Source organism: Bacillus sp. R86525 (assembly GCF_042466195.1).
GTDB classification, from domain to species: domain Bacteria; phylum Bacillota; class Bacilli; order Bacillales; family Bacillaceae_G; genus Bacillus_A; species Bacillus_A nitratireducens.
The window spans coordinates 205,155-218,856 of sequence record NZ_JAXHPX010000006.1; the positions used below are offsets into that span (position 1 = coordinate 205,155).

Sequence of the window (13,702 nt, forward strand, 5' to 3'; positions counted from 1 at the left end):
AACAACATGATAAAACAACAAAATTTACTTTATGTAGAAAATATTAATTTAGCCAAGTGATTGATAATGTGTGTGATTCTAGTTTTAAAAGAGTGTTGATAATTGTATTGTGGGCAATAAGAATAGGATATGTGAACTCCCCCTTTTTAGTAGCTCTTACGTGCTTACTTGAAGCAGGACTTCTCGGTTTGTCGTTACTTTTGATAGCTAACGAATTCGCCCTAAGATGTCTGAGTTATGTTCAAGATTTATTTGTGGATTTAATACAATAAAGGAATTCTTATAATAAGGTTTCTGGTGCAAAAATTCCAAAACGCTTGTAAGTAACCTCCTAAAATTGGACATACTAGTACTCTAAATAAGGATGCGATTGATATGGAAAGCAAAAAGAACTTGTAGGAATCCCTACAAGTTCTTTTTCAGATAATGTATAAAAGGTGAATCAAACTATCTCATTACTCGTAACGGGGAAACCATCTTACATATGGCTTGATTTCATTATATAACAAATCTCACCATACTCAATTTTAATATTTGAAAATTATGTGAATTTAGAAAGGGAGAACAAACAACCTCCTTGACTCCATAAAAACTCCAATTATACATTTCGAATAAAACACTTTAAATAAATATATATTTCATAATAAATTGTGAAATATATAAGTATAGGTAAATAGAGAAGAATGTGGGATTCTTATAGAAGAACATATATTTATATTCAGGATTAATTAACTATAAGAAAATGAATTTTATATTATAACTAACTATAATTCTTAAATATATGTAAATGGGCTTTTCTTACCTTTTTTTATTTATGTGATGAAGAAATCAGGTATAGGAAAATTCAACAAGCGTTTGTTTAAAATATTTTAGTTATGAATCAACGTGTGAGGTATGATGAGTTACAGTGTTCTATTGTCCTCTTATTTAATTTCTCATTTATTATATAAATTTTATATAGTAAAGAAAAAAGCATCCGCTATGGATGCTTCCTCTAAAAATTTATAGCTACAAGTTCTTTTTAATGGTTTTGCTAAGTAATTTTTTACATAGTAGCCCCTTATACCCAGAATCGTTTCCGTACCCAATAAGATATGCAAAAAGAAACTGTAATTTATATATATCTAATATTTATTTATGGTAAAATTTCCTATAAAAGGAGTTGTCATTAATGTTCGAATATGACCATAGCCTCCCTTTAGACTTTCAAGAAGTTTCATCTGTTGTTTATGACAGTCATACAGTTAAAGATATAAATTATTTAAGTCCATGTGGCGGGAAAGTTTCAGCTTATTTAGTGGCTCCAAAAACAAGTACTCCTTCACCAGCTGTAATCTTTATGCACCCAGGACAAGGTAATAGAAAAACCTTTTTACCAGAAGCTGAGAAATTAGCTTTAAATGGTGTTTTTTCTCTTTTAATTGATGCACCTATAGTGCGTGGTGCATCTCCACTCCCCCCTTCCACAGAGCAAGAATTGCATTACATGGTAGAAGCAATGACAGATATTCAAAAATATATTCAAACAATACTCGACATTAGAAGAGGAATAGATTTGCTATCTACTTTTAATAATGTTGATTCAAAACAAATTGCGTATATTGGGCATAGCTTAGGTGCTACTTGGGGAGGTGTCCTTGCAGGAGTTGAAAAACGTATTAAAACATATATTTTGATGGCAGGTTTTTCAAGTGTATCTATGTGGCATAAAACAAGTGACCACCCTCTAGCAGTATTAATTCGAAATATGTTATCAGAAGAAAAATTCCATTCATTTATCTCAGCACTCGAACCCTTAGATGCTATTCACTACATAGACAAAACTGTACCAGCATCTTTATTCTTTCAATTTGCTTATAATGACGAATTTGTATCAAAAAATCAAGCGAATAGTTTTTATACAAATGCAAATCTACCTAAAGAAATTATCTGGTACGAGACAGATCATCTCTTTACAGCATGTGATACTGCTTCTGAAGATAGAATCAAATGGCTTTTCAAAAATTTAAGTTTAAAACTAAATAAACAATAATTTTTACTTCTGCTTTCAAATTTTATGTAAATACGAAACCCCTTCAGCAAATAAACTGAAGGGGTTTTTTCTAGATACATTGAATACAGATAAGTGGGGTTATGTAAACTTTTAATATGGTTTTTAATCTTTGGACAGGATTAAAATTGTTAAATAAAAATTATTTATACAAACTAATCCCTTATCTATTATAGATAAGGGATTAGTTTAATTTTGTTGTATGGTATAAACAAAATTGAGTGTCATAATATATGGTAACATGAATATTTATGTGTTTTTTAAATTTTATTTATTCTAAATAAACAAAAAGAACTAGTATGATACTAGTTCTTTTTGTTTGTAGATCCATATTTAAGTAGTAGGGTACTACATATAAATCAATACAATATTAGAAGTAAAAGGATACCAACCTTTGTACAGATTAATTATAGCATAAATTTTCAGAAAAAATATATTTATTAGTTGGTTATTTATCCCTTGTTTTATCGTGTTTTGAATGTATACTTTTGGCAGTGGTTTTGGGGAAAATGAGTAAGTTGTAATGAAGTTAATAAAACCAAAGATTTGAATGTAAACTAATGGCTAAAAGTTTACTTTGGAGTTTCGAATCATTTATAATTAAATTGGTAATAAATTTCTCAATATAGATATAGTTGTTAATTATGGTTCTAATATTCAAAATTAACAAAAAATAAATTATAATAACAATATGATAGTTATCCTTTTGTTTACTCCTTGTGCTAAAGATAAGATTGTGTTCCCGATCTTATCTTTTTTCTTTGTAGATTTTTGATACAAAAAAAGAATCCTTATAATAAGGATTCTGCAACAGGAATATTCTTTATTTTCTTCGATATTATCTGGTATTAAATATTTAAAATCTGCACCCTGTGATGGAAGGTTGTTCTTTTCACCTTTCATCCTTACAAAGAGCAAAACCTCTCCTGACCATAATTTGTAGATTTATTATTCTCCTCCCTCTGTCTATTAACAATAATTGATTATAGCTCTGTAACCTTTTTTATTCATCTCGTGTTATTCTACGAATAGTTAAGGTATAAGCACTTTTTATTTGATATTTAGTGCTGATTCACTGAAAACATATATTCTTTGTATGTTTTTCGTGTGGATAGAATAAGCCCCATCATTAGCATGTTCGAAAATAAAGAGCTTCCGCCATATGATAAAAATGGAAGTGCAATACCTTTGACAGGCATTAATCCCACAATCATACCGATATTTTGAAAAAATTGTAACATTAGAACGCCTACAATTCCTGCGCATAGTAAGGTGCCGAATAAATTATTTGCGGAATTACCAATTATAAGTATTCGGGAAAGCAGTAAGAAGAATATGCATATTATAAAAGTAGCAACTATAAAACCGCCTTCTTCGGCAATTGTGGCAAAAATGAAATCAGTATGTTTTTCTGGAATATAAACATTTCCAGAACCGAAGCCTTTTCCTTCTATCCCTCCACTACCAACAGCTAAAAGTGATTGTTGAGTTTGATATCCCTGATCTGTATGCTGAAATGGATCTAACCAGCCTAAAATTCGCGATTGTTGGTGAGGCTTTAATAAAGTAACTAACTTATTGAAGAAAATATCTGGATATTTTACGTATATAAATATTAAAGCAGACAATACAGTCATCGGAATTCCTGCACATAGTATGATTAACTTTTTTTGAATTCCTGACATAAATATAATACATGCAATGGCTGCTATATATAGGAACACCATTCCCGTATCAGGTTGACTATAAACAAGTAACGCTGGTGGAATAGATATCAAAGATATTTTACCAATCAAAAGTAAATCAGTTTGAAATGTCCGTGCCATATACTGTGCATTATGTTTTACGACTAAACTAGCGACCAGAAGAAGTAAGGCAAGCTTAAAAAATTCAGCTGGTTGAGTAGCACCAATAATTGGAAATCTAAACCATCTTTTTGCCCCTGATATTTCAGGTGTAAAACTTGATACTGGTAATACCTTTAAGATGATAATTGAGATGAACCCCACAATATAAATCGGCCAAGCTAATTTTTGTAATTGATCTAAATCGATACTGGCAACAATTAATAATAAAACAAAACCGATGGCGTAATTTACCATTTGTTTCATAGCAAAATTTTGGTTACCATATTGCCCGGTTTGCTGACTACTGTATATTGCAACAATACTGGTGACACATAATATGAATAAAATGAATATTAGTTTCTTATCTAATTTTTTTAAAAAAACTATTTTTTCCACCATTTCCCCCCCTAGACATTGTGGTATTTACTTTTTATAGGAACTATCCTGTTTTTTATGTGTACATTAACATTTATTAATATTTTACAATAATAAGGATAGATTGAACATTCTCAAAATTATCCATACTGATTAGACTACTTTAAAAAGGTGTATGATTAGTATGGATAAGGAAAGTTTATTTAAATGGAGACATTATCAACCTAATATTATTTTGTTGAACGTGAAATGATACCTAAGGTAAAACCTAAATTCTCGTGACTTAGTGGAGTGCTTTTTAAATCCTGCCTACTTTGCATGAGTCACTCCAAACTTATCTGAACCAGATATGTAGTCAGACTATTTTTAGAATACGAGTATCACTATAATTAATTTAATAGATCTCTCACATGAATCTTAAAGTTCATACATTAAAAATTTTTTGAATTATATTTTGAATTTTTTCGGAGAATTTCTTCAATAAGTTTTGCTTTTTCATTCACCTTTGTTGCATATGTGAAATCACCATAACAATATGGATACCTAAAATTATTTTTATTTCCACCACAAGTGTACATCTCTGGATTTTGATCAACTTTCATCTTAGAAAAATTTTTGGCCGAATCTTCCGAGTGTTGTTTAACTTCTTGACTAGCAATAAAATCAATATACCCTGGTCCCATATTATAGCTTTGAATAATTGTATCCATGCTAACATCTTTTTCCGTTCCATATTTGTACATTTGAGCAAAGTGTTTTACCCCTTGTTTAATGCTCAAGCTTGTCTCTTGAATTTCATTAGGCTTTAATCCAAGTGATTCAGAAGACTGCATAGGGTCGTTACCCTCACCTCTACTCTCTTGGTACATAATTCCTAATAAAACTGCTGTTTTGCCTCCTAAATTATATGTTTCTAATTCTTTTTTCAAGGTGGGCTCGTATTGCAATAAACGTTTTTCGGTAGCAATCACTTTATTTCTTTGAATATTGGTTTTATGCTTAACATAAAATATTCCAAGCATGGTTCCTAAACCTAAAATACTAATATAGAATACTATAATAAATCGTGTTTTAATCGTATCCTTCATATAATACTCCTCCTCGTATAAAAAATTCGTACCTTTTTGGTCTCAAAATTATTTCTTTTAGGTGTAAAGTTTAATATAGAAATTTAAAGAAAAACAACCGCCTGAATTGGAGGATTTTTCAAGGCGGGTTATTCTTTGAATCGTTTCCGTACCCCTACAAGTGTCACACTTTTTTTGTGAACTTTGTTGTTCTTTGTTTTGCCCAATTGATACATTTCTTTTCAATTAAATGATACGATAATATAGAACAAAGTATTGTCGTTGTAATACATAAGATAAGAAGAAAAAGGGTGGGTATCTTTGCATACAAAAGTTTAAAGAGTACCATCGTGATTGGAAAATGACATAAATAGATACTATATGAAATTTCCCCTAAGTATACAAATACACCCTTATTTAAAATAGCTTTTACCTTTAGGTTATTCATTGCCATAATGATTATTATACTAACACCAATTACGACACCCCAATCTTTTAATAAGAAAGTAGCATCATTACTAGAAAGCCCATAAATCATAATGGAATATAGATATAGAAAGACCCCTAATGCGATAAGAAGTTTTCTGTTTAAGTTTTTCATACTTCTATATAATTGAGTAAGTTCTTCCTGATGTTTAAAAAGTAGCATTCCAACCATAAACATAGATGTGAAATGCAGTGTATCGGCATAACCATTATAAAACCCCTCAGCTTTCCCAATATGCAACATATTAAGGAAAATACCAATTAAAGAAAAGCTCATAGCAAACAGTATCGTTTTCTTCCAACTCTGTTTATAAAACAGAAGGAATAGCAAGGGAAACACGATAGATATACGCATTTCTTGAGCTAATGACCAGATAACCGGATTATAATTATCCGTAAAAAAGTTATTAAGAAGTACAAAGTGATTCATAATATCTAATTTTGTTATAGGCCCTTGCCACTTATCATAGAACCAATCTCGTAGTCCCGTAACTTCATATGGTGAAAACAAAATAAATAAAGCAAAGGTAATGATTATCCAAAAATAATAAGGAATATAGATTCTTACAAATCTCTTAATTAAATATCCCCAATAATTTGTTTTTGAATGATAAAGTGCCATAGATAACACAAAACCACTTAGTACATAAAAAACGATTACGGCTTCTCCACCCGCCCATAAAAACCTAAGCGGGGAAAATTTAATAGAATTAGGCAACGATGGTAGCATTAAACAAAAGTGTCCAAATACCACTGTGATAGCCGCTAGTCCTCGTATTGAGTCTAATTCGTTTATTCTCTTACTCATAAAGTGTTCTCCTTGTCAATTGTAGTTTTTGCTGTTTATACAGGTCATTTAACCCCTCGATACTACAAAAAAAGTTGTGTATCTTTTAAAGAGATTTTTCATATTCATGCATAAATTATAGAATAATTATAGAAAGAAAAAATAAAATATATCTAAAGTTTTTTTTAAGATGGTATTCCAATTTATTGAAACGCATAAACATATTTATTTATTTATTTATTTATTTTAAATGTTAAAGTCTGTGTTTGTTCACAGCGTTTTTGTTGTAACAATAAAGAAAAATATGTTGTAAAAACAAAACTGCCTTTGTATTTAAGCGTTTATTTAAGCCCTCAAGGCTGAGTTAGGTACCAGTGGCTGCATGAAGTTTACTACATAATTGTACTAAGGGAGCACTTGCTACTCGTTGACTGATTAAATTCTGTCTGTTTCTCTGCCCATTGAACACCCTTATTTCCAGTCCAACCCGAGGTATTAGTAACATGCTTTAATAGATCTGGTCCTTTTAAACTTTTCTGTAAACCACGGTTATATGCACGTGTCATATTAGTTATTGCAATTCGAGTATTGGTTTCTGCATTTTTCAAATCTTCGTTCGTTAAATCTCTGGGTGCTAATCCACCTCGATGGATTTGAAGCAGTCCAAGGGATGTACCCTGATCTCCAACTGCATTTGGATCAAACTTGCTTTCAAGGTGCATATCCAACCATAATTAGTGATTGAGTATGCCCCTTCAATTTTTTGGTTATTTTTTTATGAATATATTTTTGTACATATGCGTTTTATATAGTGATTTCTAATAATAAGGAAGTAAATAATTTGCATACAAATAAAGCTTACTAATACAACAATTGAGCTTTGAATAACGGATATTTCCCTACTTACTGCTTGTCCTAATTGGTGAAAAGTTAGAAATGCAAAACTGCTGTGAACCATAGCTACTACAATCGGTAAGAAAAATAGAATCATCATTTGTCTTGTCACAATTTGCTTTAACTCTTTTTGGCTTAAACCTAATTTTGAAAGCATCTGATATTGCTCTTGATCACGTTCTAAATCAGTAAATAGACGGAAATATAAAAAGCTTAACGTAAATACGAAAAATACAATCCCCACCAATACACTTGAAATAGAAAGTAATCCATTTTGTTGTTTCAGTTCAAGCCATTTTAAATACAAAGATGAAAAGTCATAAAAATCATCTTGACTCGTACCAATGAGCTTAATAAGTTTTGTAGAAATTTCACTTGTTTCAGACCAATTTTTTATGATAAAACCGTATATGGTGTAATCCCGGAGTACACTTTCTTGTTGAACATTTAGAACCTTACTGTAAACAGCATCAGAGACAATAACAGGTTTAAAAATCTTGGCGAATTCTGGGATATAAATTGTTTTTTGAACAGAAAGTGGTACTTCTAGTTCACCATGTTTTAATTCAAATGTTTTTCGACCCTCTTCACTTGTGTGATTTTTCTTTGGTAGTATAGCGATACTTTCATTTTCATTTGTTAATTTTTCTATTTCATACCCTAATTTTTTAGCGTATTCATTATACGTAGAAAGATTAATTAACACCTCGTTTTGTGCCATTTTAAATTCTGTTGCTACAAGTTTATAAGAAAATCCAGATTCTTCTAATTGCTTTTTTATCTCTTCAATATGGGATTTTTCTTGTGTATTCCCCTTATCCGATTGATAGGTAAATGCATATGGGGTCTCATTTTTTGCCAATTCAGGATTTGCGATTGCCGTACAAACTCCAATTGCTGTAAAAGATACAGCTGATATAATTGTAACTATAAAGAACGTTCTCACATTATCTTTCATTCGAAACATTAATTCTGAAATAACAAGGAGATTGGTTCTTTTAAAGAATGTAATTTCTCTATTTTTTAAAGTGTATATCACATATACACACAATTGAGTAAAGAAAAAATAGGTTCCAAATACAATTAATAAGACACCTACTCCTACGAGTAGGAATACTTGATTCAAAGTACTCATGTAATTCACCGCGACGATACAGTGGTGAACGGCGGAGTAACCTGCTCCAATTAAGATAATTGCCAACAAGGAGATCCAAACGGACGCTTTCGGCTCAGTTTTTGGTTTTTCCTCTGATTTTATGAGTTCTACAAGCTCATTCATTTTCACCATTTTTGCTGTAAACAATGAAATGAGTAGGAATAAAACAAAAAAGGAAATAGCTGTTACTCCCATAGACTTTAATGGAAAGTAAAATGATAACGTATGCTCTACTCCTAATAAAGACCCACTAACTAGTAAAAATAATTTAGAAAAAACCATCCCAAGCCCAATACCTGCTAGTATAGAAGGGATTCCAATCAACATGTTTTCGAAAAAAATTAATCGATGAAGCTGTTGATGAGACATTCCATGTAACATTAATAATCCAAACTCTTTTTTTCTATTTTTTAAAAATGCGCTAACAGAATAGAAAATAAATAAGAAAGAGAAAACAAAGATTAAGTAATACGATAGTTGAAATCCTATTTTCCCAAATGTATTCATTATGGTACTTGCATGAGTCAGTTCGCCTTGTAGATTCGGATGAAAGACAAGTAGCCCATAAGTAAAGAAAATCATTACCGCAAATGTACTACTAAAAAAATGCCCAAGATATATTCGTTTATTCCGTATAACATTATTAAATGCGAGCTGTCGAAAAATCATTTTTTTTCCCTCCTAACATAGAAAGACTGTCCATAATATTTTGATAAAATAACGAACGATTGTCATTGTAGAAAATTTCATTATATAACTGTCCATCTTTAATAAAAATAACGCGGTCACAGTAACTTGCAGCAACCGGATCGTGCGTTACTAACATCATTGTTGCCTTTTCTTCTTTATTTAATTGTGTTAATATCTCCATTACATCTTGGGAAGCTTTAGAATCTAAGTTTCCTGTTGGTTCATCGGCAAGGACCAATTTAGGAGAATGAATGAGTGCACGGGCAATCGCTGTTCGCTGTGCTTGTCCTCCTGATATTTCATATGTTCGTTTATTTAAAATTTCACTGATTCCTAATTTTTTTGAAATAGATTCTACTCGTTTATTTATTCTTTTCACATTCATGCCATCTAATACGAGCGGAAGAACCATATTCTCTTTTACTGTTAATGTATGCAACAGGTTAAAGGATTGAAAGACGAATCCTAATTCCTGTCTGCGAAATACGGCCAAATCATTGGGTGAAAGTTGATAAGGATTTTTATTATTAATGAATACACTGCCTGATGTTGGCGAGTCAATAGTAGAAATCATATTCAATAACGTTGTTTTCCCACTACCAGAAGGACCCATAATCCCAACAAATTCTCCTTCTGTAATTGTTAAATTAATATTTGAAAGTGCTGTATGTGAAACCTTTCCTGTGTATTCTTTACTAAGATCTTTTACTTTTACTATTTTCATATGAGAAATTCCCTCCAAATTTACACACTAAGAATGAGCGTTGATAGATGATGCCTGCCAACATTTTTACTTTTTTTAAGATACGAGTAATTTACCATTAATTGTTGGTCTAGTTTCGTATTTCCTTATTTAAGCTGTAATACTTGGTCGAATGTTTTAAGCACTAAAATAACTTGATATTGCATCACAGGTATTTCATGAATGTTTCTGTTATTCATTGTAGTAGTAAAATTGTTTTTCTCATATTGAATTGCCTTACATTCTACTTACATGCTTGTCATGTTTCTGAAAATACAGTTTATAAGATCCTCGGCAATGATTCTTTTTTGGGGAGATAACAAAGAGGGATTTTTTATATGCACTTTAATATACCGAACTAGATTTCGGTATAGTTTTTATTTGCAATTCATTGTGTCTTCTTTACCAAACACGTATAAAAATCAATAGTATGAAAGTAAACTACTGGGTAAAAGTTTACATTCGTTTTTCAAACCATTTACAACAAAATTTGTAATAAATTTCTCAATATAGATATACTTATGAATTATGGTTTTAATATTCAAAATTAACAAAAATTAAAGTATAATAAAAATATGATGGTTATCACTTATGTTTACTCCTTGTGCTAAAGATAAGATCGTATTCTCCGATCTTATCTTTTTTTATTTTTAGAAATTTAATGCAAAAAAAAGAATCCTTATTATAAGGATTCTGTAACAAGAAATGACAGATATATAACAATAAAAAGAATTACTTATATTATAGTTTATATAGTAATAGTATAATATCGGGATGTATTTACATAAATCCAGTATGTATTACGTAGCAATTGTAGAAATGGCTTGTTTATAGACTAGCTGTTGCTTACTATAAATTGTGTCTAAACGTACAATTTTCTTTTTTTGATATGGTGACCCCTACTAGACTATGATAACTTATTACAGTAAAGTTTCTTTTCCGTAATCTTTTAGTTTCCGGTCTAGGTACTTATTAAATTCCATTAGTTCAGTTATAACGTGCGTTTCGAGAAAATTTAAGTGGGTCTGTAAGAATTCTGATACCTCTGTATAATCTTCCCTTTCCCACTCTTTAAAGCATATTAAATCCCACATCTTTTTATCTATGCTTTCAAATATACCCTTTACTTTTTCATAAACTTCTATATCAACCTGTGATGCTAACTCCACAATTTTTATTTCTTCCTCGTATAAACTCATACGATAATCATTAAGTTTAGATGATATAAAAGGGGTCACCATACATGCCCATCAACTTAAGAACGAAAAAAAATGAACTTTCGTTCAAGTAAACTAAAAAACTCTTAAAATACTTTTTATCCTTAAAAATGAGCATGCCAAATAAACCTCAATTAACCAAATTTCAAAAATTATGCAGCTTTCTTTTGTTTTTTAAATCCACTATACTCATAGACGACACCCATAATATCAAAGACTGTTTTCTTCTCATATCTGTGAGATTTCCGCCCGTTTTTCTGTAGTAGGTGGAATAGGCGGATTAGAATCTTTGTTATTTCCTGGGTGTCTTTCTGTATCGCTTGATACAACAGTGATAAATGATCTTGGATCATCCCAATCGCTTTATATTCGCTTAATTCTTTTTTCCTCTTTTGCAAAAGAAGTTGGCGCATTTTAAACATAGTAGAAGAGCACAAGAAAATAGCAATCAACTTTCCATATAATTGGCACTCTAATCGTTCCTGTTTTACATTACGATAATGGTCTATTTTGAAGAGTGATTTCCACGTTTTAAAGACAACTTCTATTTGCCAACGTAAAGTATATAGCTCATGTACCTGTTCCATTGGAACCCATTCCCAAGGTGTATTCGTCACGTATACGTTTAATCCCGCTACCATTTTACTTTTTTCTGAGTATGTTCTATTTTGGGATTTTTCTTTTTTCGCGATTTTCGATCGTCGTTTTTGAAGTTGTTCTTCTGTTAATCGATTAAAAATAACGCGTGCAAACAGTTGTTGTTTATCACCAATATAAGCATGTTTTAATTCAAATGTTTCTCCAGGCTGTAGTTGTTTCAAAATCTGTTTCACATCAATCTGTATGTATTCCGATTGTTTCTTAATTGCACCATTTTTAAAGTATTCTGGGTTTGGATTTTTCACATATACATTCGTATTTAATTTTAAACGAGAAATATAGTATGTACCTCGTTGATCCATTTGATCTAAGTCTTCCAATGAAAAATAACCCAAATCACGAATGCATAAATCTCCCGGTCGTAAGGTATCTAAACACTCCGTACCAAATGTTTTGTCATTATTTTTTCCTGGTCCAACTTGAAAATTAAGAAACTCTCCACTGTGTAGATCATATTCTAATTGAATTTTGATTCCGGCTGTTTGGGCACATCCTCCAGAGCCTGGATATACATTCTCTAAAGCATTGGGCACCTGAAATACGGTAGCATCTAGGATGCGAATTCGCCCAAAATAAGAGAAGAGATGGTTAGAAATTTGTGTTTGTTCGCATACTTTTTGTTGTAACAGTAAAGAAAAAATATGTTTTAAAAACAGAACTGCTTTATCATTTAAACGTTTATTTAAGCCCTCAGGGCTGAGTAAAGTACCAGTAGCTGCATGAAGCCTACTACATAATCGGACTAAGGGATCACTTGCCACTCGTTGACTAATCCAAATACAAATATTAGCTAAATCTGAGCCGGAAAACTTACGTTGTCGCTTTATAAATCCGATTTCTCGTGCAAGTTCTTCTAAAAATACAGGTTTAACATATCGCTGTAATTCTTTCGCAAATGGTTGTAGATCATCTTGAATCGAGAGATTCATAAGAAAACGTCATCCTTTCTAATCTAGCTTGTTTAGAAAGAATAACGTTTTTTGGTACTTAAGAGTATTAAAATTTCTTAATTTTATGGGCATGGGACTAAAAAAAGATTAATCAAAATGGATTCCTCTCTTTTGGGAGGAACTTTCCCCTTTTATAAAAAGTTTGATTAAAAATCCCTTGGAATTCTTTAATTGAAAGAAGCAAAGTAACAAACATCGTATCTTTTTTTACACGTCGTAATTTTATTTTAAAGCCACAGATAGTAATTGTATAAATGTAAAAATGTCGCCACAAAACACCCGAAATGGTATAATTAGTTTATAATAACATTTTATGGAGATGATTAAAATGATATACAGTCTTGTGAATATAGGAGTAAGTCTGTTAATTGGCATTATCTTTATATCAATTTCATTGCTATTGAAAAAAAGACCACCAACAGATATTAATGCAATATATGGCTATCGAACAACTAGGTCTATGAAAAACATGAAACTTTGGGAAGCTGGAAATAGGTATAGTGCTGAAATCATGATACAAAATGGATTTATAATTATTATACTAGGAAGTATTATCAGCCTATTTTTAAATAACCCTTCCACTGCAATACTTTTAATTATGGGATCTATGCTATTACTAATAATCAGTATGATTATTAGAGTGGAGAATAAGCTAAAAAAACTGGAAGAACCATGTAGCTAAAATTTTTGTATGGATTATTTGTGAATCTTTATAAAAAAGTTCGATCAAAAATACTTTACAAACTTATATTGTACGATAAAAAAACGAATCTATTTTGAA

At 30.8% G+C, this 13,702-nt stretch carries 9 protein-coding genes and 3 pseudogenes; 3 read left to right on the forward strand and 9 right to left on the reverse strand.

Annotated elements, in window-relative coordinates; genetic code table 11:
• The first annotated feature begins 1,171 nt into the window (after positions 1-1,171).
• Positions 1,172-2,032 (forward strand): alpha/beta hydrolase, encoded by an 861-nt coding sequence (locus SJY24_RS02045; protein ID WP_377863578.1) that lies wholly within the window; start codon positions 1,172-1,174, stop codon positions 2,030-2,032.
• A 1,079-nt stretch (positions 2,033-3,111) separates the two neighbouring features.
• Here SJY24_RS02045 and SJY24_RS02050 read toward each other — a convergent pair.
• Positions 3,112-4,296, reverse strand: coding sequence for an FtsW/RodA/SpoVE family cell cycle protein (locus SJY24_RS02050; protein WP_377863579.1), 1,185 nt, complete (start codon positions 4,294-4,296; stop codon positions 3,112-3,114).
• A gap of 151 nt (positions 4,297-4,447) precedes the next feature.
• Here SJY24_RS02050 and SJY24_RS02055 point away from each other — a divergent pair.
• Positions 4,448-4,522, forward strand: a pseudogene (locus tag SJY24_RS02055) (IS6 family transposase); the annotation flags it as partial.
• 181 nt (positions 4,523-4,703) lie between these two features.
• Here SJY24_RS02055 and SJY24_RS02060 read toward each other — a convergent pair.
• The 8 genes and pseudogenes from SJY24_RS02060 to SJY24_RS02095 all read right to left on the reverse strand — a co-directional run bounded on the left by SJY24_RS02060 (position 4,704) and on the right by SJY24_RS02095 (position 12,900).
• Positions 4,704-5,360, reverse strand: coding sequence for a lysozyme family protein (locus SJY24_RS02060; protein ID WP_098270707.1), 657 nt, complete (start codon positions 5,358-5,360; stop codon positions 4,704-4,706).
• Positions 5,361-5,523: 163 nt separating this feature from the next.
• Positions 5,524-6,633 (reverse strand): acyltransferase family protein, encoded by a 1,110-nt coding sequence (locus tag SJY24_RS02065; RefSeq protein WP_377863580.1) that lies wholly within the window; start codon positions 6,631-6,633, stop codon positions 5,524-5,526.
• A gap of 242 nt (positions 6,634-6,875) precedes the next feature.
• Positions 6,876-7,048, reverse strand: a pseudogene (locus SJY24_RS02070) (IS4 family transposase); the annotation flags it as partial.
• A pseudogene (locus SJY24_RS02075) lies at positions 7,005-7,325 on the reverse strand (transglycosylase SLT domain-containing protein); the annotation flags it as partial. The pseudogenes SJY24_RS02075 and SJY24_RS02070, both read right to left, overlap by 44 nt.
• 62 nt (positions 7,326-7,387) lie before the next feature.
• On the reverse strand, positions 7,388-9,331 hold the full coding sequence (locus SJY24_RS02080; RefSeq protein WP_097872441.1) for an FtsX-like permease family protein: 1,944 nt from the start codon (positions 9,329-9,331) through the stop codon (positions 7,388-7,390).
• Positions 9,306-10,076, reverse strand: a complete 771-nt coding sequence (locus tag SJY24_RS02085) for an ABC transporter ATP-binding protein (RefSeq protein WP_097872442.1) — start codon at positions 10,074-10,076, stop codon at positions 9,306-9,308. Before SJY24_RS02085 ends, SJY24_RS02080 begins: the two co-directional genes overlap by 26 nt.
• Positions 10,077-11,014: 938 nt before the next feature.
• Positions 11,015-11,263 carry a hypothetical protein gene (locus SJY24_RS02090; RefSeq protein ID WP_377863581.1) on the reverse strand — a complete coding sequence of 83 codons (249 nt, stop codon included), beginning with the start codon at positions 11,261-11,263 and terminating at the stop codon, positions 11,015-11,017.
• Positions 11,264-11,463: 200 nt separating this feature from the next.
• Positions 11,464-12,900: an IS4 family transposase gene (locus SJY24_RS02095; RefSeq protein WP_377863582.1), complete on the reverse strand. Its 1,437-nt coding sequence runs from the start codon at positions 12,898-12,900 to the stop codon at positions 11,464-11,466.
• Positions 12,901-13,249: 349 nt separating this feature from the next.
• On the opposite strand from SJY24_RS02095, the gene SJY24_RS02100 reads away from it, so the two are divergent.
• Positions 13,250-13,603 carry an SdpI family protein gene (locus SJY24_RS02100; protein WP_377863356.1) on the forward strand — a complete coding sequence of 118 codons (354 nt, stop codon included), beginning with the start codon at positions 13,250-13,252 and terminating at the stop codon, positions 13,601-13,603.
• Positions 13,604-13,702 lie beyond the last annotated feature (99 nt).